The sequence below is a fragment of the Faecalibacterium faecis genome, assembly GCF_040096475.1.
Lineage (GTDB): Bacteria > Bacillota > Clostridia > Oscillospirales > Ruminococcaceae > Faecalibacterium > Faecalibacterium taiwanense.
Genome location: NZ_JBBMEP010000017.1, coordinates 1 through 25,742, shown reverse-complemented (window position 1 = coordinate 25,742; position 25,742 = coordinate 1). Strand labels below are relative to the sequence as shown.

Genomic DNA, 25,742 nt, shown 5'->3' with positions numbered 1-25,742 from the left:
TATGAGTATGTTTAATACCGGTGACATCCTCGAGACCATCGAGATGTTCACTCAGGACAATCTGGACGTGCGCACCGTCACCATGGGCATCAGCCTGCTGGACTGCATCGACCCGGACCCGAAGAAGGCGTGCGAGAACATCTATAACAAGATCACCACCAAGGCCGCAAACCTTGTGCCCACGGTGGAGCATATCAGTGCCGAGTACGGTATTCCCATCATCAACAAGCGCATCAGTGTCACACCCATCGCCATGCTGCTGGGTGCCTGCCCGGATGCCGACCCTGTGGAGTTTGCAAAAACTCTGGATGCCGCCGGTAAAAAGGTGGGTGTAAACTTTGTGGGCGGCTACAGTGCTCTGGTGCACAAGGGCTTTTCTGCCGGTGACCGCCGCCTGATCGAGTCCATTCCCCGCGCACTGGCCGAGACCGACATCGTGTGCAGCTCGGTGAACATCGGTGCCACCAAGGCAGGACTGAACATGGACGCCGTCAAGCTCATGGGCGAGGCCGTCAAGAAGGCTTCCGAGCTGACGGCTGATCGTCAGTGCATCGGTGCCGCAAAGCTGGTGGTGTTCTGCAACGCACCGGAGGACAACCCCTTCATGGCCGGTGCATTCCACGGCCCCGGCGAGCCGGATTGTGAGATCCATGTGGGCGTTTCTGGCCCCGGCGCTGTGCGCGCTGCACTGGCCCGCCTGCCCAAGGATGCCCCCATCGACGAGGTGGCAGAGCTGGTCAAGCGCACCGCCTTCAAGATCACCCGCGTGGGCCAGCTGGTGGCCAATCTGGCTTCTCAGGCACTGGGTGTGCCCGCCGGTATCATCGACCTGTCGCTGGCACCTACCCCCGCCATCGGCGACAGTGTGGCCAACATTCTGGAAGAGATGGGCCTTGAGACCTGCGGCTGCTGCGGCACCACCGCCTGTCTGGCCCTGCTGAACGATGCCGTGAAGAAGGGCGGCGTGATGGCCTCCAACCATGTAGGCGGTCTGTCCGGTGCCTTCATCCCGGTCAGCGAGGATGCCGGCATGATCCACGCCGCCGAGACCGGATGCCTGACCATTGAAAAGCTGGAAGCCATGACCGCCGTCTGCTCGGTGGGCATCGATATGGTCATCATCCCGGGCGACACCACCCCGGCTGTCATCAGCGCCCTGATCGCTGACGAAGCCGCCATCGGCATGGTGAACAGCAAGACCACCGCCGTGCGCGTCATTCCCGCCATTGGCCGCAAGGCCGGCGAGGTGCTGGACTTTGGCGGTCTGCTGGGCTATGGCCCCATCATGGCCGTGAACCAGCACGACCCGTCCGTGTTCATCAACCGCGGCGGCCGCCTGCCTGCCCCCATGCAGTCGCTGAAGAACTAAAGGACCCTCTCAGTCATCTCGCATACGCTCGATGCCAGCTCCCCCGAAAGGGGGAGCTTTTTTCAAACCGAAAGCAGGTGTTTCCTATGAAACCGAACATCGTTCCCAAAAATGGCGATATGCTGCCTCGTGCACGCGAGCTGCGCCGCGAAATGACGCCGCAGGAAAGAAAACTATGGTATCAGTTTTTGCGCCGCTACCCGGTAAAAATTTATAAGCAGCGCATCATTGAATCTTTTATTGCTGATTTTTACTGTTCTCGCGCACAACTGGTCATCGAATTGGATGGAGCACAACACACCACCGAACAAGGGCTTCTGTATGACCGTGAACGGAGCAGCATCTTTTCGCAGTACGGCTTGGATGTTCTTCGTTTTTCTAATTATGAAGTGGATCTTCAGTTTGAAGCAGTCTGTGAAAAAATCCATCAGACGATTCAATCTCGCCTTTGAAGCTGCACTTTCCCGGTATATGCACAAAAGCTCCCCCCTCGGGGGAGCTGGCATTGCGCAGCAATGCCTGAGAGGGTTCGTTCTTTCCTGAATAAATTCTTTTCAACAGGCCCATCCTCTGGATAACATTTCCAGAAGAAGGGTCTGTTTTTATGTTATCCAGAATGCTTACACGTTCTCAGATGGCTCTGCTCTGCCTTGGCCTGTTTCTCGCCCTTGCTCTGTGTGGCGCATGGCAGGCATTTGCATGGGGCCGCACCCAGCTGGACACCGGGGCGCTGGTGTGCGCCGACACCCTGCGCCTGCACATCCGGGCTGAGAGCGATTCCATTGCCAGCCAGAGCGCAAAGCTCCATGTGCGGGATGCCGTGCTTGCCTATCTGGACACCGCCTGCCCGGCACAGAGCAAACCGGAAGCGATCGCCTGGGCGGCGCGGCATCTATTTGAGCTGCAACTCACGGCCCGGCACGCGCTGGCACAGCTGAACATCCGCACGCCGGTGCGGGTGCAGCTGATAAACATGTACTTTTCCACCCGGCGCTACGCTTCGGGCATCCTTCCCGCCGGGCGGTACGACGCGCTGCGCATCGATCTCGGTGCCGGAAAAGGCCGCAACTGGTGGTGCGTGCTCTATCCGGGCCTGTGCCGCTCTGCCTGCGGGGGCTACGCCCGGCCCGCCGAAAACGACCTCGTCTGCGGGAACTACATTCTCCGGCTCCGGCTGGTGGAATGGGTGCAGCAGCGCACCGCCCGCCGGGAGGACGTGGTGCTGCTTGGGTAACGCCCGGCGCTTTCGCCGCATAGCATGTAGCGAAAGGAGCGTGTGATCATTATGGCGATCCCTGCTTATTATTCCCTGCTCCAGCGCGGCTCCTCCGGGCCGGACGTAGCTCTTGTGCAGACCTGGCTCAACGGTGTGCGCGACGCCTGCACATGGTACAGCGAGCTGAAGGCCGATGGAAAGTTCGGCATTTCCACCGAGAACGCCGTGAAGGAGTTCCAGCTGAAAAACAAGATGAATGTGGACGGCAAGGTGGGCGCGAACACATGGAACGTGCTCTACACCCGCTACACGGCCACGCACGGCCTGCATGTGCCCTACCCCGGCATTGCCCTGCGCAGCGGCTCTTCCGGCGGCACGGTGCGTCTGGTGCAGCAGAAGCTCAATTCACTGGGTGAACGGCTGAACGCCGACGGCAGGTTCGGCGCAGCAACGGCAGCGGCTGTGCAGCGGTTCCAGCGCCGCAGCGGCCTTACCGCCGACGGCGTGGTCGGCGAAGAAACGTGGGAGAAGATGTTCTGATTTAAGGGAAGCGAACTCCTTCAGTCACGGCTTGCGCCGTGCCAGCTCCCTCAAAGAGGGAGTCTCTGGCAAAACCGGAAGCTTTTCCGCACTGCCAAAGGCCCCATTCCCGAGGGGGCTGGCATCGCGCAGCGATGACTGGGGGAGTTTTCCTTGCCCCCACCCCCGCCCTGCTGTATAATAGAGAAAACTCTGAAAAGGCGGTGTTTCCGTTTGCGTTTTCTGCATCTTTCCGATCTGCATCTGGGCAAGCGGGTGTGCGAGTTCTCCATGCTGGACGACCAGCGGTACATTCTGGAACAGATCCTTTCCCTGCTGGACAGCAAGCCCGTGGACGGTGTGCTGCTGGCGGGCGACCTCTACGATAAGCCCGTTCCCCCTGCCGAAGCCGTGCGCCTGCTGGACTGGTTTTTGACCCAGCTGGCCGAACGCAGGCTGCCCGTGTTCGCCATCAGCGGCAACCACGACTCCGCCGACCGCATCGCCTTCGGCGCGGCCCTGCTGCAAAACAGCCGGGTGTACGTCAGCCCGGTGTTCTCCGGTGCGCCGGTGCCCATCCCCCTCACCGACGAGTACGGCACGCTGGACGTGTACCTTCTGCCCTTCCTCAAGCCCGCCATGGTGCGGCATGTCTGGCCGGACGAGCCTGTGGAGAGCTACAACGATGCCCTTGCCTGCGTGCTGCGCCACTGCCCGCCGGACCCGGCCCACCGCAGCGTGCTGGTGGCCCATCAGTTCGTGGCCGGTGCTGCCTGCTGCGAGAGCGAGGAAGTCTCGGTGGGCGGTGTGGACAGCGTGGATGCCAGCCTGTTCGATGCCTTTGACTACGTGGCGCTGGGCCACCTGCACAGCCCCCAGAAGGTGGGCCGCGATGCCGTGCGCTATTGCGGCACCCCGCTGAAATACTCCTTTTCGGAAGCAGACCAGCACAAGAGCGCCACCTTTGTGGAGTTCGGTCTCAGGGGCGAAGTTTCCATCACCACCACGCCGCTTACCCCGAAGCACGACCTGCGGGAAGTGCGCGGCAGCTACATGGAGCTGACCGACCGCCGCAATTACGACGGCACTGCGGTGGACGACTACCTGCACATCACCCTGACCGATGAGCAGGACGTGCCGGACGCGCTGGCCCGCCTGCGGGTGATCTACCCGAACCTGATGCGGTTGGACTACGATAACCTCCGCACCCGGGAAGATCAGGAGATCACCGCACCGGAGCGCGCCGAGAGCATCACCCCGCTGGAGCACTTCTCGGCGTTCTACCAGCTGCAGAACAATCAGCCGCTGACGGCGGAGCAGGCGGCATTCTGCCAGCAGCTCATTGAGGAGATCTGGAAGGAGGGCGAGGACGCATGAGACCGCTGAAGCTCACTCTTTCGGCCTTTGGCCCCTATGCCGCCGAGACGGTTCTGGAACTGGCAAAGCTGGGCAGGGGCGGCTTATACCTTGTCACCGGCGATACCGGCGCAGGCAAGACCACCCTGTTCGATGCCATTACATATGCGCTGTACGATCATTCCAGCGGCGGCGTACGCGAGGGCACCATGCTGCGCTGCAAGTATGCCGGCCCTAAAACACCCACCTTTGTGGAGCTGGAATTTGAGGTGAACGGCCAGCGCTATACCGTGCGCCGCAACCCGGAGTACCAGCGCCCCAAAAACCGCGGCGAGGGCATGACCACCGAAAAAGCGGATGCCACCCTCACCTATTCCGATGGCCGTCCGCCGGTGACCAAAGCCAAGGATGTGACTGCCGCCGTGCAGGAGATCATCGGGCTGGACTACAGCCAGTTCTGCCAGATCGCCATGATCGCGCAGGGTCAGTTCACAAAGCTGCTCAACGCTTCCACCGAGGAGCGCAGCCGCATTTTCCGCAAGCTGTTCCGCACCCAGCGCTATGCCCGGCTGCAAGAGCGCCTGCAGGCCGAAAGCGCCGCCCTCAGCCAGCAGCGCACCACCCAGAATGCAAAGCTGGACAGTCTGCTCTCCGGCATCCGGTTTTCTCCCGACGACCCGGATGCCGATGCCCTTGCCGCACTGAACGCCCAGACCGAGCCGGAGACGGCCCTTGCCCTGCTGGAAGGTCTGCTGGCCCGCCAGCAGGCCGCGCAGGAGACCGTTGCTGCTGCCCTCAAGGACACCGAAGCCAAGCTGGACGAAGTACAACGTCAGCTGGGTGCTGCCCAGCAGGCCCGACAGCTGGCCGCAAAGCTGGCCGCAAAGCAGGCAGAGCTTACCGCTGCCCTGCCTGTGCTGGAAGCTGCCCGTGCCGAGAGCGCCCGCCACGCAGGCGATGCCGCCCAGCTGGATGTTCTTGCCGGACAGGTGACGCAGGCACAGACGGCCCTTGCCGCCTACGATGAGCTGGATGCCCTGTGCCATCAGCAGCAGACCGCGCGGGATGCTGCCCAGCTGGCCGCTGCCAAGGCCAGAGCGAAACGCACCCAGCTGGCCGCACTGGACACAACGCTGGCCGCTGCTGAAAAGGAGCTGACCGCGCTGGAAGATGCTCCCACCCGGCTGCTGGCCTTGCAGAACCGGGAAAAGGAGCTGGCCCAGCGCAGCACCGCCCTTACCACCCTGAACCAGCGGCTTGCCGCCTGCCAGCAGCAGGCACAAAAGGCCCACCGTGCGCAGGATGCCTACCGCACTGCCGCCGAAGCCAAGGAGCAGGCCCATGCCCGGCGGGATGCGCTGGACAAAGCCTTTCTGGACGCACAGGCCGGACTGCTGGCGCAGGCGCTGGCCGAGGGTGCACCCTGCCCCGTGTGCGGCAGCGTCCACCACCCGGCAAAGGCCCAACTGCCCCACACAGCCCCCACGCAGGCGCAGGTGGATGCCGCCAAGCAGGAAGCCGAAAAGGCCGATGCACTGGCCCAGACTGCCAGCACTGCCGCACAGAGCGCCCTTGCCGCAGCCGACGAAGCCCGCCGCTCCCTGCGCCGGGATGCCGAGAGCCTATTGCCAGAGCGCTTCACTTCCCCGGATGGGACGGTACAGCTGACCTTCAAGGGGATGAACGCTGTCCTGACGGAAGAAGCCTGTGCCCTGCACGCAGCACAGGCCGAGTGTGTCGCCGCGTTTCGGCAGGCCGAAGCAGACTGCGCCCGCCGCACCGCATTGGAGGCCGACCGTCAGGCAAAAAGCCGCCAGCGCCCGGCACTGGAACAGGCCGCCGCTGAAGCTGACAGCACCGCCGCCGCGCAGAATGCCAGCGCCGATGCGCTGGAACAGCAGGCCGCTGCCGCTCGTGCAGCCCTGCCCTATCCGCAGCGGGCCGAGGCACAGGCCGCGCTGGATGCATTGGAAGCCAGCCGCACCGCCCTGCGCACCGGCATGGAGCAGGCTCAGCATTCCCTCAAACAGGCAGAGCAGGCCTATGCCGCTGCCAAAGCCGCTGTGGATGCCCTGCAGACCCAGCAAGCCACTGCCGAAACCACCGGGCCTGCCCAGCCGCTGGAATTTTTACAGGCAGAACAGGTCCGCCTTGCCGCCGCCCGCACTGCCCTGCGGGAGCAGGCCCAGCAGCTGGCCGCACAGCGGCTGCCCAACCGTGCAGCCGCTGAAAAATACCGCACCGCTGCCGAAGCGCGCACTCAGCTTGAACAGCGCTGGCAGTGGGTGAGTGCCCTTGCCGCCACGGCGGGCGGCACCTTGACCAGCAAACAGAAGATCAAATTGGAAGCCTACATCCAGATGAACTATCTGGACCGCATCCTGCGCCACGCCAACACCCGCCTGATGCAGATGACCGCCGGGCAGTACGAGCTGGAGCGCATTGGTGCCGAGAACCAGCGCAGCCAGTCCGGCTTGGACCTTGGCATCATCGACCACTACAACGGCACCCGCCGCAGCGTCAAGACCCTTTCCGGCGGTGAAAGCTTCAAGGCATCGCTGGCGCTGGCACTGGGCCTTTCGGACGAAGTACAGAGCACGGCAGGCGGCATCCGTCTGGACACGCTCTTCCTCGACGAGGGCTTCGGCAGTCTGGATGACGAATCGCTGGAACAGGCCATGCGCGTACTTGCAGGGCTGACCGAGGGCGACCGGCTGGTGGGCATCATCTCCCACGTAGGTGCTCTGAAAGACCGCATCGACCGACAGGTTGTGGTGCGCAAAGCCCGCACCGGCGGCTCTACCGTAGAACTGATCGTGTGAAACACCGCAGGCCCCTTTATAAGTTGCGTCTTTTCGGGGCATCCTATGGGCGGAGGTGATTTTCCAATGAGCTTGACGCCCTTTATCCGCCACGAGCTGGAACACCAGCCCGGCACTGCCGCCGCACCGGAAAACAGCTGCACCCGCTGCAGCCCACCGCTAGGCAGGGAGCCGGATCCCCTGCTGCCAGGCTACCCCGCTGCCCCCGGCACACAGGTGCCGCCGCAGATCGAAACACCGGGCCAGACCCCGCACCCGGACACAAACAGCGCCCCGCAGGGTGTGCCCATGACCAACGGCACCCCGGCCGCCTGTTACCAGAAGAACGCCCGGGAATTTTTGGCCGGGGATGTGCAGACCAGCGTGATGGCCCACTATGCACCCGGACTGTTCAGCACAGACCAGCACACCCATTCCTGCCATCCGGCCCCGGACGAGGATGCTTCTCAGGTGCTGAGCCTTGTGGACTGGCGTGAGGATGCACCCTACGGCTAACAAAAATTTTTCAAATTATTTTTGCTCTACCTGTTGAAATCTGCGTCCGCTTCCCTTATTATGGTAGCAAACAAAGATAAAGGCAGGTTTTGCATCATGGCAGAGATCAAATATGAAGTTGTTCAGCGCATTGCAGTTCTCTCGGAGCGCCCCCGCGGCTGGGAGCGTCAGCTGAACCTCATCAGCTGGAACGACGGCGAACCCAAGTACGACATCCGCGACTGGTCCCCGGACGGCACCCGCATGGGCAAGGGCATTTCCCTGAGCCACGACGAAATGGCCATCCTCAAGGGCCTTCTGGACGATTTGGAGCTGTAAGCATGGGCGGCCGCGAAGAGTTTTTGCAGATCTGGCAGCAGCACATCACCCGCCCCGGCAGCGAAAAGCTGCTGGACTGGCTGGACCATAAGACCGATTTCTTTACGGCACCGGCCTCCACCCGGTTCCACGGTGCGTGTGAGGGCGGGCTGTGTATGCACAGCCTGAACGTCTATCACGCGCTGCACGACACCTTTTTTACCGAGGGCGACAGCGAGGAGACCTTTGCCATCTGTGCACTGCTACACGATCTGTGCAAGGCCAACTACTACAAGCCCGGCACCCGCAACGTGAAAAACGAAGCCACCGGCCAGTGGGAAAAGGTGCCCAGCTACAGCGTGGAGGATCTGTTCCCCTACGGCCACGGCGAAAAGAGCGTATTCCTCATCGAGCGGTTCATGAAACTGCACATCGAGGAAGCCGTTGCCATCCGCTGGCACATGGGCGGCTTTGACGATGCGGCCCGGGGCGGCTGCTTTGCCATCTCGGAAGCCTACGACAAGTATCCCCTTGCCGTCAAGCTGCACATCGCTGATCTGGAAGCCACCTATCTGATGGAGCACCGCACCAGCGCTGTGCGCTGAAAAAACAAAAATACCCGGACAGGCACAGCAGTGCGACACTGCAGCCTGTCCGGGCTTTGTTTTGTTTAATTTTTGCGCTCGGCCTTGTTCTGGTACATTTTTTCATCTGCCTGACGGATGGCCTCGGTGAGCGGATGTACACCGCACACACCGCCAACACTGGCCGAAAGCTCCAGCTCCGGGTAGCCTTCCACTCTGGCACTCGCCGCAGCCTCCCGCACGCGCTGTATCACATGTTCCCCGGGCCGGATGTGCGGCACCAGCAGCAGGAATTCATCGCCGCCGTAGCGCACCAGCACATCGGTCTGGCGCAGGTTGCTCAGGATGGACTGTGCCACGCTCTGCAGGGCCTTATCACCCACCAGATGGCCGAACCGGTCGTTGACCTCCTTGAAGTGATCCACGTCGATCATCACTACGCCTTCCACCTGTTCGCTCTCCGCAAGGAAGCACTCGAAGTACTGGCGGGAGTATGCCCCGGTCAGCGAATCCACAAAGGCGCTGCGGTCAAAGTTGGAGCCGCGGTCCAGCAGCATCCGGCGGCCGCCCATATCCAGCCAGCGTCCGTCCGAAAGCTTGGACACCATTTCCAGCACGCAGCCGCGTCCGCCCACTTCCACATACTTTGCCATGACAAAATAAGCCTGATCGTCTTTGAACTCGATCTTGTTCAGGGATTCCTTGCGGGCAAGGGCCTTACTGGAAATGCAGTTTTCGCACCGGCCCGATTTGTTCCACACCATGTGGCAGGTGCCGGGCATCTCGGTCAGCCGGCCATCCTTGCCCAGGCTCAGCACCTTGGTGCTTTCCGGGTCCACCAGACGCACAATGTCAAAAATGCCCTTCAGGCGTTCCAGCAGTGCTTCCGGCTGGTCGCTGTTCACATCGCCCAGCATCAGCTCCTGCAGGCGGGCATGGTCATCTGTGATCTGGCCCACCACGCTTACGCAGTGGCGCACACCGGCGCGGCTCCACATGGTGTGCATCACCAGCCGGTGCAGCCGGTATTCCTGATTCACCGCGATCAGCACCGGGAATGCGGCATCCGGCTCTTCCGGCGTTGCGTCTGCAATGGCATCCAGCAGCTTGCGGCGGTCCTTGCCGGAGAGAAATGTCAGGCCCATGCCCTTATCAAAGTCCAGCTTCTGGGTTCGGTTGACCGGGTCCTCGTAGCGGTTCACCACGGTCACGCTGCCGCTGAGTATATCGTAATCGAACTGAATACCGCCGCGCTGCTCGGCATAAAAAGCGGTGCGCTCCCGTTCCAGATCCAGCAGGCGCTGGGCACGATCCTCACGGGGCAGAGCTTCGCGGTGCAGGATCTCCTCCGAAAGGCGGCGGGTCTCGTGGCGGAAACCGCGGTCATACTCCGAGCGCTGCAGCTCTGTGCGCAGCAACTCCGAGGATTCTTTCAGGCATTCCATCAGCAGCGGATTGAAGCTGCCGCACTCGCCGTGCAGGATCATGTCAACGGCCTTTTCGTGGCTGTAGGACTGCTTATAACAGCGCTCGCTGGTCAGTGCGTCGTACACATCGGCCAGTGCCACCACCTGTGCTGCAATGGGGATCTCGTCGCCCTTGAGCCTGTCCGGGTAGCCGCCGCCGTCCCACCGCTCGTGGTGCCAGCGGCAGATAGCGTGTGCCACCTTTACCAGCGGTTCGTCCTGCCCGATGGCAAGCTCCTTCAGGATCCTGGCACCCTCGGTGGTGTGGGTCTTGATGGTGGCGTACTCTTCCTCGGTCAGGCGGCCGGGCTTGTTCAGGATCTCTTCCGGGATCATGATTTTGCCGATATCGTGCAGCGCCGATGCTGTGCTGATCAGCGAGATATCACTCTCATCCAGCTGGTAGCGGTCAGTCTTCTGCGCCAGCTGATGCAGGAGCAGGCCGGTCAGGGTGCGGATGTGCAGCACATGCTGGCCGCTCTCGCTGTTGCGGAACTCCACCACATGGCTCAGAATGCTGATCATCAGCACACCGTTGTGCTCTTTTTCGTACACCTGATCGGTCACAAGGCGGGTAAGGCGCTTCTGCTTTGCGTAAAGCATGAGCGCATTCTTCACCCGGCGCAGCACCATGACCCGCTCGAACGGGCGGCGGATGTAATCGGCCACGCCCATATCATAGGCGCGCTCGACGCTTCGGTTGTCCTCTGCCGCGCTGATCACAATGACCGGGATTTCCTCCTGCCATGCATAGCACTGCATCACCCGCAGCACATCAAAGCCGTCCATTTCCGGCATGATCAGGTCCAGCAGCACCAGCGCGATATCGGTGCGTCTGCGCAGAATTTCGATCGCGCGCAGGCCGTTCTCGGCTTCCAGATATTCGTAGCCCTCACCCAGAATCTCCTTGAGCATGGCGCGGTTGATCTCCGAGTCATCCACGATCAGTATTTTCTGTTTTGGTTCCATCTCAACCGCTCCTCGCTCCTGTACTTCCGGCCGCAGGGTCTTCCGTTTCCTACCGGACCACAAAAAAAGCTGCTGCAACAGCTTTGCGCTTTGCAGCAGCTTTTCATTTCACTCATATCTGCTTTTTTTGCAGGTCATCCAGCTTTCCGTCATGCGCCCATCATATCGTCGAACCAGTTCATCAGCTCCACCGAGAGGTGCTCCAATCTGGTCTGGGGCTTCCAGTCCGGCTGAGCAGGCTGCGGAGCCTCCGGCCCGGGCTGTGGGGGCTGTTCGGCCTCCGGCTCCGGCCGCTGACTCTGCGCTGCCGATGGTTCCGGCTGCGGGGGCGTATGTGCCGCAACCGGCACAGGCCGCACAGCTTCGGCATGGCGGGCCAGCTCCTGACGTAGCTGCTCTGCATGAGCGCTCGCGCACTCAGCCTCCTGCCGCGCCTGCTCACAGGCCGCTTCCAGCTGGGCATTTTCCTGCCGCAGCGCGGCCATCTGCCGTTCACAGGCAAACAGACGGGTCTGATAGCGCAAAATTTCCGCACTGGCCGCTGCCAGCTTTCGGTTCATCTGCTCCAGCTGGGCACACACCGCCTTGGGCGGCTCTGCCGGAGCCTTTGCTGCGGCAGACTGGGCACAGCGCTGCCGCGAACCATTGTTCTGCTGCCTGCCCTGCGCCATGGTGTCCCTCCGATCCATCCGATACGCCTGATCCGCTTATGACGGCCAGCCTTTTATCTGCGCTTGTTCAGCATGGCCATCAGCTGGTCGTAATAGCCATTATCGCTGTTGTCCTCTTCCACGGGCTTTTCAGCAGTGGGTGCCGGTGCAGCGCCGCCTGCGGCAGAAGCTGCCGGGCTTGCAGTCTCGCTGCTGAACACAGCAGACGGAGTGGACTGTGCGCCGCCCATTGCATTGCTGATGCTGCTGCGCAGGTCGCTTGCGCTCTTGTTGTCAAAACCGGTAGCAACCACAGTCACACGCATCTCGTCCGAGAGGTTCTCGTCGAACGCAGTACCCCAGATGATGTTTGCATCAGGATGTGCGCTCTGGGTAATGAGACCTGCTGCGGTCTCCACATCTTCCAGACCGATGTCCGGGCTGGAAGTGATGTTGATGATCACGCCGTGTGCACCGGCAATGCTGGTCTCCAGCAGCGGAGAAGAAATAGCAGCCTTTGCGGCGTTCTCGGCCTTGCCTGCGCCCTTGGCGCTGCCCACGCCCATGTGTGCGTAGCCGGCATCCTTCATGATGGAGCGCACGTCGGCGAAGTCCAGGTTGATGAAGGCAGGCACATTGATCAGAGCGGAAATGGACTCAACGCCCTGACGCAGCACGTTATCGGCTGCCTGGAAGGCATTCATCAGGGTGATCTTTTCCTGGCTGATCATCTTCAGGCGCTCATTGGGAATGACGATCAGACTGTCCACATGCATGAGCAGGTTTGCAATGCCCTGCTCTGCCAGACCCATCTTGCGCTTGCCCTCAAAGGAGAAGGGCTTGGTGACGATTCCAACGGTCAGGATGCCCAGATCATGTGCCACCTCGGCCACAACGGGTGCTGCACCGGTGCCGGTGCCGCCGCCCATACCGGCAGTGATAAACACCATCTGGGAACCCTTGAGCGCATTTGCGATCTCGTCCTTGCTCTCTTCAGCGGCGCGCTGGCCGATCTCGGGGTCTGCACCGGCACCGCGGCCCTTGGTCAGCTTGGAACCCAGCTGCACCTTGGTGGCAGCGTGGTTCTTGGCCAGAGCCTGCTGGTCGGTGTTCATTGCGATAAATTCGACGCCCTGCAGGCCGTCGCTGACCATGCGGTTGACAGCGTTGCCGCCGCCGCCGCCCACGCCGATCACCTTGATCGTCGTAACGTTTTCGTCCATTTCTTCATCGAGCATGAGTGCCATAACTTTGTCCTCCATCGGATTTTATCGTAAAACTGCGCATAGCGCACAGAAATTATCTGCTTACACTTATATAACTGTATCGTATCATCTTTTTGCCCTGAATGCAAGTCAATTTTGCTTTTTTGAAGGTGTTTTTTTCTCGCTGGCGCTTTCCCGCGGCATTTCCCGCTCAATTTGGGCACCAAGTTCCGCCAGCATCTGTGCAAAACCGGCATATCCGCGGTCGATGTAACCGGTGTCGGTAATGCGGCTCCGTCCCCTTGCCGCCAGCGCGGCCACCACCAGTGCCGCGCCTCCGCGCAGGTCCGCAGCCCGTGCACACGCGCCCTGCAGCTGCCGCACCGGCCGGATGTCCAGTGTGCGTCCCTGCACCTGCACAGCGGCTCCAAAAGCCGCAAAACCCTCTGCACAGCCGAATCTCCGCTCAAACACCACATCCTCGATGCTGCTGGCGCTGTCGGCGGCAAGCATGGCAGCAGCAAGCAGCGGCGCTGCGTCTGTTGCCAGTGCCGGGTATACCCCGGTAAACACTCTGCCCGCGCCGTGCAGCGCGCCCAGCCGGGTAATGACCGCACTTTCCGGCCCTGTTTCTACCCTGCAGCCCATTTGTGCCAGAATTTCCAGCAGCGGTGCATAGGTCTCCGGCCTGCAGCCGGTCAGTTCCACCCGGCCTCCTGCCGCCGCGCAGGCACAGGCAAGGGTGGATGCCACGATGCGGTCGGCCATGGGCGCAAAGCTGCAGCTATACAGCATTCGTCTGCCCTGCACCCGGATGGTGCTGGTGCCCGCGCCCTGTACACAGCCGCCGCAGCGGTTCAGGAATGCCGCCAGATCGCTGATCTCCGGTTCTCGTGCGGCCCCGCGCAGGACCGTCTCGCCCTGCGCCGCAGCTGCTGCCAGAAGCAGGGTCTCGGTAGCACCCACGCTGGGGAACCCAAGTGTAATGTCCGCACCGTGCAGCCCGGCAGGCGCTGTCAGGATCAACCTTTCCCCCTCCTCCCGGCAGTGCACGCCCATCTGCGCAAGGCCGGAAAGGTGCAGGTCCACCGGCCTTGCACCAATGCGGCACCCGCCGGGCAGCACCGTTTCCACCCGGCCAAGCCGTGCCAGAAGCGGTGCGCAGAACAAAATGGATGCCCGCATCCGCGCAGCGGCTTCCGGCGCAAGGCGGCAGGTGGAAGGCACGCCCTGCACCGTGATGTCGCTGCCCTGCCAGCGGGCCGTGCAGCCCGCACCCTGCAAAAGCTCCACGCTGGTGTCCACATCCGCAAGATGCGGCACCTGCAGAAAACGCACCGTGCCATTGCACAAAAGGGCCGCTGCCAGCAGCGGCAGCACGCTGTTTTTGGCTGCCGGGATGTGTACTGTGCCGTTCAGCGGCATGCCGCCTGTGATGATAAGATCTCCGCCCATGCAAAAAGCCCCCGTTCCGCAAAAGATACCTCATGCTATGCGGCGCGAAGGCTTTTTGTTTATTTTGTCTGCAGTTGTGCCATTTGTTTGTCTGGTTATTTGTAGCTGAACCGGCAGCGGATGCTGTCATTTTATGGCAGGGAGCGCCCGGTTTTATGTCTCCCCGCGGGACACCGACAGTACGATGCCCATTTCGCCCAGCAGCATCATCAGGCTGGTGCCGCCGGAGGAAAAAAACGGCAGGCTGATGCCGGTATTGGGGATGGTGTTGGTGACTACCGCCATATTCAGCACTGCCTGCAGGGCCACCTGCACCACAAAGCCCACTACCAGCAGCGCACCGAACCGATCCGGTGCATGCGCCGCCAGCGTGATGCCCCGCCACAGCAGCAACGCAAACAGCAGGATCACCGCGCAGGCTCCCACAAAGCCAAGCTCCTCGCACAGGATGGAAAAGATGAAGTCGTTCTGCGGTTCGGGCACGAACAGGTGCTTCTGGCGGCTGCTGCCAAGGCCAAGGCCCGCCGCGCCCCCGGAGCCGATGGCATACAGGCTCTGGATGGTCTGGTGGCCGTCGCCCAGCGGATCGGCAAAGGGGTCCAGCCATGAGCTGAGACGGCTGGCCGCGTAGGGCACAAGGTCCGGCATAATGATGATGGCAGCTCCAATGGCCGCTGCACCGCCCGCCCCGGCCAGCACGAACCACTTGAGGCCGGTGCCGCCCACGAACATGAGCACCGCGCCGATGCCCAAAATGAGCACGGTGCCGGAGAGGTGCGGTTCCAGCAGCATGAGCACGGCCACCGCTCCCAGCACCAGTGCAAAGGGCAGCACCCCCACCGCAAAGCTGCCCATGCGGTCGTGGTTGAGCGCAATGATATGCGCAAACACCAGCACCACCGCAAATTTGGCGATCTCGCTGGGCTGCAGTGTACCCAGGCCCGGCAGCACCAGCCAGCGCTTGCAGCCGTTGTACTCCGGCATGAACAGCACCGCCGTCAGCAGTACCATTGAAAGCGCCAGCAGCGGCCATGCCAGCTTGTGGTAAATATGGTAGTCCACCCGGCTTGCCACCCACATGGCCCCGATGCCCAGCGCAGCATACAGCAGCTGCGGCCGCAGGTAGGCAAAAGCATCGCCCCGCCGGTACAGCGCCACTGCACTGCTGGCACTGCCCAGCATTACAAGGCCAAAACCCACCAGCGTGAGCACCAGCACCAGAAACGGCAGGTCCATGGCCGGCAGATGCCGCAGCGGCAGGCCGCGCTTTGCATGGGCAGCAGCTTTGTGCATCCGTATCACCTCCGTTCCTTTATTGTACGCGGCGGCGGTGCCGGTTAGTCATATCCCCGGCACACCGGCGCATACACTTGCCCAGAGAAGGAGGTGCCTGCCATGCCAAAACCGGAGCCGCGCCCCTTGCGCACCCTGCCGGAACGGGCATTCCATGCCCGGGCACGGCTGGTGGCCGCGTTGATGTGCTGCGTCTACTTTGCGGGGCTTGCCGCGCGGCTGGCGTATCTGCAGCTGTTTTCAGGCGACTGGTATACGAGCCGTGCCCTCGGCCAGCAATTGCGCGATACTGTGGTGCCTGCCGACCGGGGCCGTATCTACAGCGCCGACGGTGTACTGCTTGCCGCCAACAGCAGCTGCTGGACATTGCGGGCCTCCCCGCGCGAGATGCCGGAGGAAAAGCTCAGCCTTGCCGCGCAGGGCCTTGCGGAAATATTGGAGCTGGACGAAGCGAAGCTGCTGGAAAAATTCAGTGACCGCACCTCCAACGACTGCCTTTTGCGCTACCGCGTGGAGCGCGGCACCGCCGACCGCGTACGGGATTTTTGTGAAGAGAACAGCATCACCGGCATCCGCATCAATCAGGACTCCAAGCGCTGGTACCCGGAGGGGGAATTTCTGGCCAGTGTGCTGGGCTTTACCAATGTAGACAACGCCGGTGTGAGCGGGCTGGAGCTGAAATATAACGATGTGCTCACCGGGCAGAATGGTGTGGTGCTCACCGCCGTCAACGCTTGGGGCTACACACTGGAGCAGAGCTACGAGACCGAAAAAGTGCCCTTGGAAGGCAGCGGCCTGCGGCTGACTGTCGATGCCAACATCCAGCATTACCTTGAAAACGCGCTGGATTATGCGGTCAAGGAGCATCATGTGGCGGCGCGCGCCGTAGGCATCGTGATGGACGTGAACACCGGGGCCGTGCTGGCCATGTCCACCACGCCTGCCTACGACCCGAACCAGCCGCGCGTGATCTACGATGCAGCCGCCCGCAAGGCCGTGGATGCCCTTACCGGCAGCGAGCGCGCTGCCGCCCTGCAGCTGGCCCAGCAGACCCAGTGGCGCAACAAGGCCGTCAGCGACCTGTACGAGCCGGGCAGCGTGTTCAAGCTCATCACCTGCGCCGCCGCGCTGGATGCCGGGGCTGTGAGCAAAAACTCCACCTTTTACTGCGGCGAGTCCATCTCGGTGGCGGGCACACGGTTCCACTGCGCCAACCACAAGCGCCACGGCAGCCAGACCGTGACCCAGGCGCTGGAAAATTCCTGCAACCAGAGCTTTATCCAGATCGGCGCGCGGCTGGGCAAGAAAGCCTTCTGCGATTACTTTGCCGCTTTCGGCCTGCGGGAGCCAACCGGGGTCGATCTGCCCGCCGAGCCCAAAAAGAGTCTGTACTACACCGCCGACCGCATGGGGCCGGTGGAGCTGGCCTCCTGCGCCTTCGGCCAGAGCAGCAAGATCTCCTATATGGAAATGGCCGCAGCCGTGTGCGCTGTGGTGAACGGCGGCAGGCTGATGCAGCCTTATCTTGTCAGCGATATCCTGAACCCGGACGGCAGCATTCTTCAGCACACAGAGCCGGTGTGCAGGCGGCAGGTGATCAAACCGGAAACTTCTGAAACCATGCGTGAGATGATGGAAGCCGTGGTGCTCTACGGCGGCGGGCGCAATGCCCGCATCCAAGGCTACCGGGTGGGCGGCAAGAGCGGCACCAGCCAGAAGCTGGACAGCGCCGACGAAAAAGCCCGTATTGCCAGCTTTGTGGCCGTGGCTCCCATCGACGACCCGCAGTTTTTGTGTCTGGTGTGCTTGGACGAACCCCACAGCTGGACGACTGCCGGCGGCAGCCTTTCAGCCCCGGTGTGCGCCGAGGTTCTGGAACAGACGCTGGTGTACAAGGGCGTACCCCGCGCCGTGGAACCGGAAACCGATACCGATCCCGCCCAGACCGCTGCCGACCTGCCCGCCGACGGTGACAGCTTTGACGGGGCGTAAGCAAAAAACGGCCCCGGAAAGGTCTTCCGACTTTCCCGGGGCTGCAATGTTTTTTGTTTAATTCTGCTGCGGCTGCTCGCGGAAGACGATCTCGCCGGTCTCGCTGTTCATGGACTCCACAATGGCAAGACTCTCCAGCTGGATGCCCTTGCTGCGGATCAGCTCGCCGCCCTGCTGGAAGCCCTTTTCCACAGCAATGCCGATGCCCTCCACTGTGGCACCGGCCTCCTGGGCCAGATCCAGCAGGCCCATCAGGGCACAGCCGTTGGCAAGGAAATCGTCAATGATCAGCACATGGTCTTCCGGGGTGAGAAACTTTTTGGAGACGATCACATTGTAGATCTTTTTGTGGGTGAAGGACTGGATCTTGGTCTCGTAGTTGTTGTAGTCCAGATTGATGCTCATGGACTTTTTGGCAAATACCACCGGCACGTTGAACTCGCTGGCCACGATGGCTGCAATGCCAATGCCGCTGGCCTCGATGGTGAGCACCTTGTTGATGGGCTTGCCTGCAAACAGGCGCTTCCACTCCTTTGCCATCTCCCGGAACAGCGGAATGTCCATCTGGTGGTTGATAAAGCTATCCACCTTGAGCACATTGCCCTCGCGTACGATACCATCTTTGCGAATACGATCTTCCAGCATCTTCATAGTGCAGCAGTTCCTCCAACCTGATCTTTTCCATGCCCATGCGTTTGCAGCGCATATTTCTCTTTTTATTTCACTTAGTATACCGGATGCTCTTTCCTTTGGCAAGAGGTTTTCTTGATAAATTTATAGGTTTTCCGCTCTTGTACTTTTTACAGATTCGAGTATACTGTAGTTAATATAAGGTGTGTCCGGCATCTGTGCACCGGCACACAGGAGGGGAGAGCATATATGAAAACGGGTCTTGTGCTGGAAGGCGGTGCCATGCGCGGCATGTTTACCGCCGGTGTTCTGGATGTATTGATGGAGCATGGCATCGTGCTGGATGGTGCCATTGGCGTTTCGGCCGGTGCGGTGTTCGGCTGCAACTACAAGTCCCATCAGATCGGCCGTGTGATCCGCTACAACACCCAGTATTGCAACGATAAGCGCTACGCAAGCTTCGGCAACCTGCTGCGCACCGGCAACCTGTACAGTGAGCAGTTCTGCTACCACACCGTGCCAGAAAAGCTGGACGTGTTCGACGCAAAGGCATTTGCAGAGAACCCCATGGACTTTTTTGTGGTGTGCACCGATGTGCGTACCGGCGACCCCATCTATCACAAGTGCCGCACCGGCGATGCCGAGGATATCCAGTGGATGCAGGCATCCGCTTCCATGCCGCTGGCGGCCAAGATCGTAAAGATCGGCCATTATCAGCTGCTGGACGGCGGCATTGCCGATTCCATCCCCGTGCGGTTCTTCGAGTCCATCGGCTACAAACGCAACCTCATTGTGCTGACCCAGCCCAAGGGCTTTGTGAAAAAGAAGAACAAGATGCTGCCCGTCATCCGGACACGCTACCTGCGCTACCCCGCTTTTGTGGAAGCCGTTGCCGACCGTCACGAGCGCTACAACGAAACGCTGGATCACATTGCCATGCTGGAGCAGACCGGCAAGGCGTTCGTCATCCGCCCGCCCATCCCGCTGGAGATCGGCTCCATGGAGCGCGATCCGGTCCAGCTGCGCCGCGTCTACGAGACCGGCCGTGCCGTTGCCGAAATTCAGGTGGATAAGATTGCCGCCTTTGTGAACGAATCCAAAGCTGCAGCGGAAGAGTAACGGCGGCACAAACAGATATCCTGCATGTGCATAGCCCCCACGGGGAAGCAGCTCTTTTGATCGAAGCGCAGGTGCGCAGCCAGAAGGTCTACATGTGATGTTTTCGCGGCATCACGAAAATGTTAACGTCAACAAAATCATGGTATAGCAGCAGCCCCGGTGAACCTGACGGTCCATCGGGGCTGTTTTGCGCCATCTTCAGCGACAGCGCCGCGGCTGTTCGAATCCACCTGCCCGATGAGTTTAGCCTTGTCGCAAAACAAAAACCTCAGCGTACTTGCATACGTTGAGGTTTTTTTGGTGGGCGCGGGTGGATGTCGCGAGCCGCGCATCTAAAAAGCCCCGCAGGGGCTTTTTTGCCCTCCGGACTATTCGGCGGGCCGATGCTGTTCGAATCCACCCGCCCAGTGAGTCTGGCTTTGCAGCAAAACAAAAACCTCAGCGTACTTGCATACGTTGAGGTTTTTTGGTGGAGCGAAGCAACCCAAATCCGAACCATTGCCCTCTGGGGCATCTTTGGCGGCGATTTCATCGAAAGTGATGGTTTTTGTGCCGTCTTTGTAGTTGAATGTAATCAAAACTTTTTCATCATAGAGATAAACAGCATTCACGAATGTATTGATAAGCGTTTCCCGGTGGCTTTTCACGTTCGGGTCGAGCTTGCGGAACCGGGTCAGCCAGAACCGAACCTGATTTTCACTCAACCGAGGCCGAGCGATTTTTTCTTCGGCAATCCGAACTTCAAGTTCTTTCTGCTGGGCTTCCAGCTTTTCCAAACGCGATTTGGTGGAGTTGGTCAGCACACCCGCTTGAATGGCGTTCAGCATATTTTCAATGCCATTCTCTACCTCGCGCATCTGCTTTTCCAGCAAAGGGAGAGTGGTGTTTTCCTGATCCTGCAACTCCATCACTTCCGCAACGATGGCATCAATCACGGCATCGTCCTGAATCAGCTTCATGGTTTCAGCTATGACCAAATCTTCCAGCCACTCTTTACGGACGGTCTTTTTCTTGCAGGTCTTGAAACGCTTCGCGGTGGCGCACTTATAATAATGATGAACGACCTTGTTTCTACCCGTACCACACTCGCCGAACATCATCGCGCCGCACATTCCGCAGAACAGCTTGGTGGTGAGCAAGTAATCGACCTCGGCCTTGTGACGGGCAGGAGCGCGGCTGTTCTTCTTGATTTTTTGCTGCACTTCTTTAAACAAGTCCTTGTCCACGATGGCCGGGATGCTGTCGGGCATTACGATGTCCTTGAAGTGGTTTTCACCGATGTACCGTTTGTTCGTCAGCAGCTTCTGAACACTGTTGTAGGTAAACTTCTGATTGCGGTTGGTGGTCACGCCACTGTCGTTCAGCCAGTTCATCAGTTCTTTCATGGTCGCGCCCTCATTGTACCGCCGGAAGGCTTCTACCACAAAGGGAGCTTTCAGCGGGTCGATTTGAAAGAACTTCTCCTCATCCACCTTAAAACCAATGGGAATCGTGCCGCCGTTGTACTTCCCCTTCAGAACATTCTCGGTCATGCCGCGCACAACTTTTTCAGAAAGTTCTGCCGAGTAATATTCAGCCATGCCGGTGAGCATACTCTTGACCATGATACCCGCAGGGCTGTCAGAGATAGGCTCCGTGGCAGATACCAGCTTGACATGATTCCGCTCCAACTGGTACTCATAGTGGGCCGAATCATAGCGGTTTCGGGCAAAGCGGTCAAGTTTCCAGACCAGCACAATGTCAAACAGCCGCTTTTCGCTGTCCTTGATCATCTGCTGGAAATCCGGGCGGTTGTCGGTTTTGGCGGAAAGGGCACGGTCAATGTAGTGTTTGACCACAGTGATGCCGTTCTTTTCGGCGTAGGCCGTACATTCACGAATCTGGCCTTCGATGGATTCCTCACGCTGGTTATCGCTGGAATAGCGGGCGTAAATCACGGCGGTCATGCAAACACCCCTTTCATTTCATTCTCCGCAGGCGGCGCACAAGGTCGGATGCACTGTACAGCACACGAGCCACCGACACGGTATCCTCGCCCACAATGTAGAACACCGAGTAGTTGTCCACCAGCATCTGCCGCAGCCCTTGAGTGCGCTCCGGCTCACTTTCCACTAGCGCACAGCGCTCTGGCAGGATGTTCAGGGATTGGATGGCTTCTGCAATACGATTATACTGCCCCATAGCCGTGTCAGGCTCCAGCAGACGGTCAGCAATATAGCTGTAAATCTGCTCCATATCGCTGAGGGCTGCACGAGAAATTTTCACGTCATACTGCTTCATCTGTGCTGTTCCCTGAACTGTGCGAATGCGCTTGCCGCATCCACGGTATCACCGTTCTGAATTTCCTTAATGCCTACCTGCAAGGCTGCATGAAGCTGATCATCGGTCATGGTGTCAGCATTCAGAGCCGCAGGAGCTTTCGGCAGGGACAGAGAAAAGGGGATGCCGCCAGTCAGGGTGATCTGGCGCAGGTACATATCAATGGCGGTTGCCATCGGGATGCCGAGCTGCTTCAGCACATCCTCGGCCTGCTGCTTGACGGTAGGGTTCACACGGAGATTGAGCGTCATTGTTTTTTCCATGGTTATCACCTCGGATTTATTGTAACGTATTTTGCGTTGCAAGTCAATTCGAGGTGAACGCGCAAATGAAATTCTCCATATCGCACAATATATTCATCGTTAAATTGTTCAAAGCGCGGGATATTCACCCTCTATAATAAATTCTTGGAGTGTGCCTAGCTTTTGCTGAGTAGTAAGTTTGAATATTATCTCTCTTGGCTGCGACCATGGCAGACTGGAAGTTTAACCTTCAATAAACTATTTACTGTACAATTCTTTTAGAATACACCAAAGATTCATTATCACACCAACGCCACCAACAAGTGCAATGAGAATCCCTGCAACTACTGTAAGGCGAACATTTTGATTAAAGGCATACCATAAAAAATTAGTGTCCGCACAAAGTATAAGCAAAATTCCAACAATAAATATGCTTACCGATACGATTGCTGTAAGAATTTTTTTCATGTTACACTCTCCTTTGTGTATCACTGTTATTCTCCGAGAAAGTTCGACTCACATCCCTATGATAGTGAACACATCATTCGTTTCAAAACACTTTGCTGCCCAAGGAACTGCTTCTGCAATAATCTCTTTGCAAGTACATCCATCCGATTGACTTTTTGTTAAAATATTATCCCATTGTACTTTTGTAACGATTGTTATTCCATAAAAGTCAAACTCTGGAATCACTTCAAGAATCAGATCTGAAACATGGCGGCTATTCCATACTTCATCACTGATGCTAATAGATGTGTCAAGCCAGCACTTGTCATGATACTGCCCTTGTTGAAATTCCAAGTAGCAGCTGCTGTGTGAGGCTTTTCTTTGATCTTCGTCAATAAAATACTTCAAATTAGTTCACCCGTATTAGCAGATAGCTGTGGTCATCGCTATGTACTACAAGCGGAAAAGTTATATCAAATCCCATTGATCGTTAGCAATTCAACCCATCACAGTAACCATCTGGAAGTATTGATACTGATATTCGTCTTCTAATACAGCCTGCATCTCTTCCATGTATAACGGGTCTTTCAACAGTTTGAGATGAAATGCTCGCTCTCTCCAAAGTCGGACTCCAATTTCAGGGAAAAGATATTCCGTTCCCAGTTGCAAGTCCTTTTCGTTGCAAACAACGTTGTCCTTTTTCATTAAGCTATCAATAATACACTCGGCGGTTGTATTAAACATATCCAGCCCGAACAATTTTATTGATGCCACTTTAGACAACTCTCTCTGGATGCCGATTTCAGTAGCTTTTCCGTTCCGATACTGCACCAGAAAGAACGAATCATTATCCATATATCGTCCTGTTATCAAATTAGGATCACCAGTTTCAGCACAACGCTCCATTTGCATTGCTTCATCAGAAGAATTCGACCACTGTTTCTTCATTTGTAGAAGAGCATTTTCTAGCTCATCTGGTGCCATACCTAATTTTAATTGTCCAATTCCAATATGTGGTATAATAATTATCTCTTTCATAACAAAACCTTATACCAAAAAGGTAAACCACACAAATGCAGCAGTTGCACATATCATCAGAACCAGTAGTATCGTACTTGCAAGTTTCTTCTCAATGGAAACTTTCTGATTTTCGCATAGGACAATCTGCTGAAGATTGTGAAATTCGGCTTCGCTGACATTTCCATTTAATGCTTTCCATGCAGTGCAGCGATCTGTAACCAGCAAAAAATCGGACAGCATTTCCATAAAGATGACAGCGAAAAATGCCAGAGAAAAGAACCACATCCCATTCCATTGAAGTTCTGTCAACACCCTCTGAAGGCTTGAAGGCTTTAATGACACTAACGAAATAATGTAAATCAACGTGTTGCAGAATTCTCTTGCTAATGGCCCTTTTTGTTTAAGAAAATCCATTTTCAACCCTTTCCTTACAAACGGAGTGACTTAACCACCAATAGCCTGATAGTAATCCGTTTTAGAACGAATCAAAGAACCGTTTGACTTGTATTCTTTGACAGTTTGATGGTAGCAATATTTTCGAAATATGTGTTCTATTTTTTCTGCATTGGAATCACCTCATATCAAGTTTGAATTCATATTCTATGCGTCAAATTGTGACTGATTTCAATGATTTTTTTGGTGATGACTAAGATGTTTTATTTAGCTCATTTCGTCCGATGCGGTAAATCTTCTTGTCTTGTTCTCCTACTTCAACAATAAGTTCATTTTTATTGTGATGAACTATTACTGGAATATAGCTATCGGAATTTTCCACCATCAAACATGTGACTCCATTCGTCCATTCACTGTTCAATTCCTTTGATAGCATGGAAATGATTTCTTCTTTCGTCATTTTGATTAATGAATAACCTCCATTTTGTACACTCCCCCAGGAGCTTTTGCTTAGTCAACGTTGCTCACACTGCGTTTGTGACAGCTTTTTTGAAAAAAGTTCAAAATCTTGTCAGCTTTGGACGCTTCAACGAAAAAGTGTCCACACATTTGTAAATAATTACAAGCGTGTGGGCAAAAATTCAGCCAGTTAGGAAATGCTCTCTGCAATTTTTAGAATCTCTTCACGCGGTATCTTTCCAATGATCGTATGTGATATGCCATCTTTCTCCCATACTAGCACATATCTTGTACGGCCTCCGCTATTGTTTGTTCCGAGTGTGGCATCGGCTGTTCCAACTTAACCTCGTTCTAAATAAACCGTCTGGCGGTATCTAACTGATTAACATTTCAACAAAGAAGCTGTGGTTGGAGCCTCCAATATTGAGCAATCCATTTTCTTTCCACTGCATCATAGGGATAACCGGGATTCCCCAGCATCTCTTTTATTCAGGATTTTTCTACTGAAATCCGGATTCCAAATCCTCCCTCTGAGTATGCAATGCTTATCCATGTTTCATCTTTTCTTAGCAAAACGCCTGTCGAAACGCTTTCTGAAGCCGATGCCTCTTCAGCGTATCCTAAGGTTTTCAATTGGTCAATATATTTTTGTATTTCTTCTTCAGAGATATTATTATAAAAGATTGCATAATACCCAGCATTAGAACCATCCAATATATATTCTATCGTTCCACTTTCCGGCTCACAAATAAGCCTAGTGTATTCATTATCCGGCCAAACTGAAGTATAAATACATTTTACATCAGACGGATTGGTTCCTCCATGTGTAGCAAATTTTCCCTGACCTGAAAAACGAATGCAAAGAAAGACCAATATCAAAACTATAAAGGCAACCGCCATACTGCTAAAAAATTCCAATTTCTTATTCATTTGGCTTGCTCCATAATTCAAACGTACAAAGCCACGATTCTTTTCTTTCGACTCTAAAGAATCGTGGCTTTTATACCCATTATCTAATGCTTTTATTACGGAATCGTGATGTCGTAGGAAATGGAGAACTGGCCACCGTTTGCCAAAGCATTCAATTTGTTTTCAAGGAAATTATCTGCATTGGAATCACCTCCATCACGGTTTCCATTTTAGATGTTGATAATAGCAAAGCACAAATAGAAAAAATCCACAATATTGTAGCAAGACGGAGAAAAAATGTCACCAAAACGGTGTAAGCGCAAAGCAGGGATTGGTTCTTGATCTCTGTTGTGAGAGTTCACAAACGTCCGGGGTGCTGTTGCCGGAAGGATGCTTTCTTCAATTTTCTTCCAGAATTCTCTGCAAATAGCGGGCTGTTTATGCTTCTTGAGAATCCATCTAGTGAATACCGACACCCTCCATGATCTTTTCTATCCAATTTGTGGAAGAATCATT

25 protein-coding genes and 1 pseudogene are annotated in these 25,742 nt (G+C 57.2%); 11 read left to right on the top strand and 15 right to left on the bottom strand.

The annotated features are described in order from the left end of the window. Window positions 1–7 precede the first annotated feature (7 nt). From WMO17_RS09690 to WMO17_RS09650, 9 genes are all read left to right on the top strand, one after another. Window positions 8–1,369 carry a DUF711 family protein gene (locus WMO17_RS09690; RefSeq protein WP_044954086.1) on the top strand — a complete coding sequence of 454 codons (1,362 nt, stop codon included), beginning with the start codon at window positions 8–10 and terminating at the stop codon, window positions 1,367–1,369. A gap of 86 nt (window positions 1,370–1,455) precedes the next feature. Beyond that, on the top strand, window positions 1,456–1,821 hold the full coding sequence (locus WMO17_RS09685) for an endonuclease domain-containing protein (RefSeq protein ID WP_005944419.1): 366 nt from the start codon (window positions 1,456–1,458) through the stop codon (window positions 1,819–1,821). 152 nt (window positions 1,822–1,973) lie between these two features. Continuing rightward, window positions 1,974–2,603, top strand: a complete 630-nt coding sequence (locus tag WMO17_RS09680; protein WP_349137974.1) for a stage II sporulation protein R — start codon at window positions 1,974–1,976, stop codon at window positions 2,601–2,603. 51 nt (window positions 2,604–2,654) lie between these two features. After that, on the top strand, window positions 2,655–3,125 hold the full coding sequence (locus WMO17_RS09675) for a peptidoglycan-binding domain-containing protein (RefSeq protein ID WP_349137973.1): 471 nt from the start codon (window positions 2,655–2,657) through the stop codon (window positions 3,123–3,125). A 213-nt stretch (window positions 3,126–3,338) separates the two neighbouring features. Further along, window positions 3,339–4,481, top strand: a complete 1,143-nt coding sequence (locus tag WMO17_RS09670; protein ID WP_349137972.1) for an exonuclease SbcCD subunit D — start codon at window positions 3,339–3,341, stop codon at window positions 4,479–4,481. Further along, window positions 4,478–7,282 (top strand): AAA family ATPase, encoded by a 2,805-nt coding sequence (locus WMO17_RS09665; RefSeq protein WP_349137971.1) that lies wholly within the window; start codon window positions 4,478–4,480, stop codon window positions 7,280–7,282. Before WMO17_RS09670 ends, WMO17_RS09665 begins: the two co-directional genes overlap by 4 nt. Window positions 7,283–7,348: 66 nt before the next feature. Then, window positions 7,349–7,777, top strand: coding sequence for a hypothetical protein (locus WMO17_RS09660; protein ID WP_242961881.1), 429 nt, complete (start codon window positions 7,349–7,351; stop codon window positions 7,775–7,777). A gap of 96 nt (window positions 7,778–7,873) precedes the next feature. Further along, entirely contained in the window at window positions 7,874–8,095 is a 222-nt protein-coding gene (locus tag WMO17_RS09655; RefSeq protein WP_044954026.1) for a YdbC family protein, read from the top strand. A gap of 2 nt (window positions 8,096–8,097) precedes the next feature. After that, window positions 8,098–8,679: a hypothetical protein gene (locus WMO17_RS09650; RefSeq protein WP_005944427.1), complete on the top strand. Its 582-nt coding sequence runs from the start codon at window positions 8,098–8,100 to the stop codon at window positions 8,677–8,679. Window positions 8,680–8,744: 65 nt separating this feature from the next. On the opposite strand, the gene WMO17_RS09645 is transcribed toward WMO17_RS09650, so the two are convergent. From WMO17_RS09645 to WMO17_RS09625, 5 genes are all read right to left on the bottom strand, one after another. Beyond that, the gene (locus tag WMO17_RS09645) at window positions 8,745–11,093 is read right to left on the bottom strand and encodes a diguanylate cyclase (RefSeq protein ID WP_349137970.1); all 2,349 of its coding nucleotides are present in this window, start codon (window positions 11,091–11,093) and stop codon (window positions 8,745–8,747) included. A 149-nt stretch (window positions 11,094–11,242) separates the two neighbouring features. After that, a complete protein-coding gene (locus WMO17_RS09640; RefSeq protein WP_242959991.1) occupies window positions 11,243–11,782 on the bottom strand; it encodes a hypothetical protein in 540 nt (179 codons plus the stop codon). Between the two features lie 35 nt (window positions 11,783–11,817). Next, window positions 11,818–12,990 (bottom strand): cell division protein FtsZ, encoded by a 1,173-nt coding sequence (ftsZ, locus tag WMO17_RS09635; protein WP_044954030.1) that lies wholly within the window; start codon window positions 12,988–12,990, stop codon window positions 11,818–11,820. 108 nt (window positions 12,991–13,098) lie between these two features. Further along, window positions 13,099–14,403 (bottom strand): UDP-N-acetylglucosamine 1-carboxyvinyltransferase, encoded by a 1,305-nt coding sequence (locus tag WMO17_RS09630; protein ID WP_349137969.1) that lies wholly within the window; start codon window positions 14,401–14,403, stop codon window positions 13,099–13,101. A gap of 153 nt (window positions 14,404–14,556) precedes the next feature. Then, complete coding sequence (locus WMO17_RS09625) at window positions 14,557–15,696, bottom strand: FtsW/RodA/SpoVE family cell cycle protein (RefSeq protein WP_097781606.1); 1,140 nt, start codon at window positions 15,694–15,696, stop codon at window positions 14,557–14,559. Window positions 15,697–15,798: 102 nt separating this feature from the next. Between WMO17_RS09625 and WMO17_RS09620 the strand changes: the two genes are divergently transcribed. Beyond that, the gene (locus tag WMO17_RS09620) at window positions 15,799–17,688 is read left to right on the top strand and encodes a peptidoglycan D,D-transpeptidase FtsI family protein (RefSeq protein WP_349137968.1); all 1,890 of its coding nucleotides are present in this window, start codon (window positions 15,799–15,801) and stop codon (window positions 17,686–17,688) included. A gap of 57 nt (window positions 17,689–17,745) precedes the next feature. On the opposite strand, the gene WMO17_RS09615 is transcribed toward WMO17_RS09620, so the two are convergent. Then, entirely contained in the window at window positions 17,746–18,339 is a 594-nt protein-coding gene (locus WMO17_RS09615) for a xanthine phosphoribosyltransferase (RefSeq protein ID WP_005944437.1), read from the bottom strand. Window positions 18,340–18,567: 228 nt separating this feature from the next. On the opposite strand from WMO17_RS09615, the gene WMO17_RS09610 reads away from it, so the two are divergent. Beyond that, window positions 18,568–19,437 carry a patatin-like phospholipase family protein gene (locus WMO17_RS09610; RefSeq protein WP_349137967.1) on the top strand — a complete coding sequence of 290 codons (870 nt, stop codon included), beginning with the start codon at window positions 18,568–18,570 and terminating at the stop codon, window positions 19,435–19,437. Window positions 19,438–19,805: 368 nt separating this feature from the next. Here WMO17_RS09610 and WMO17_RS09605 read toward each other — a convergent pair whose 3' ends face one another. From WMO17_RS09605 to WMO17_RS09565, 9 genes and pseudogenes are all read right to left on the bottom strand, one after another. Next, window positions 19,806–21,383 carry a recombinase family protein gene (locus WMO17_RS09605; protein ID WP_349137966.1) on the bottom strand — a complete coding sequence of 526 codons (1,578 nt, stop codon included), beginning with the start codon at window positions 21,381–21,383 and terminating at the stop codon, window positions 19,806–19,808. 13 nt (window positions 21,384–21,396) lie between these two features. After that, entirely contained in the window at window positions 21,397–21,717 is a 321-nt protein-coding gene (locus tag WMO17_RS09600) for a type II toxin-antitoxin system RelE/ParE family toxin (RefSeq protein ID WP_055192261.1), read from the bottom strand. Beyond that, a complete protein-coding gene (locus tag WMO17_RS09595) occupies window positions 21,714–22,019 on the bottom strand; it encodes a type II toxin-antitoxin system RelB/DinJ family antitoxin (protein ID WP_035393314.1) in 306 nt (101 codons plus the stop codon). The genes WMO17_RS09600 and WMO17_RS09595 overlap by 4 nt, the downstream gene beginning before the upstream one ends. A 237-nt stretch (window positions 22,020–22,256) precedes the next feature. After that, a complete protein-coding gene (locus tag WMO17_RS09590; protein ID WP_097775234.1) occupies window positions 22,257–22,466 on the bottom strand; it encodes a hypothetical protein in 210 nt (69 codons plus the stop codon). 48 nt (window positions 22,467–22,514) lie between these two features. Further along, entirely contained in the window at window positions 22,515–22,853 is a 339-nt protein-coding gene (locus WMO17_RS09585; protein WP_133300805.1) for a hypothetical protein, read from the bottom strand. A 90-nt stretch (window positions 22,854–22,943) separates the two neighbouring features. Continuing rightward, window positions 22,944–23,483 (bottom strand): hypothetical protein, encoded by a 540-nt coding sequence (locus WMO17_RS09580; protein ID WP_097775233.1) that lies wholly within the window; start codon window positions 23,481–23,483, stop codon window positions 22,944–22,946. Window positions 23,484–23,492: 9 nt separating this feature from the next. Beyond that, the gene (locus WMO17_RS09575; RefSeq protein ID WP_223382614.1) at window positions 23,493–23,879 is read right to left on the bottom strand and encodes a hypothetical protein; all 387 of its coding nucleotides are present in this window, start codon (window positions 23,877–23,879) and stop codon (window positions 23,493–23,495) included. 628 nt (window positions 23,880–24,507) lie between these two features. Next, window positions 24,508–24,642: pseudogene (locus tag WMO17_RS09570) on the bottom strand (DUF4367 domain-containing protein); the annotation flags it as partial. A gap of 164 nt (window positions 24,643–24,806) precedes the next feature. Next, window positions 24,807–25,247, bottom strand: coding sequence for a hypothetical protein (locus WMO17_RS09565; protein WP_005929376.1), 441 nt, complete (start codon window positions 25,245–25,247; stop codon window positions 24,807–24,809). Between the last annotated feature and the right edge of the window lie 495 nt (window positions 25,248–25,742).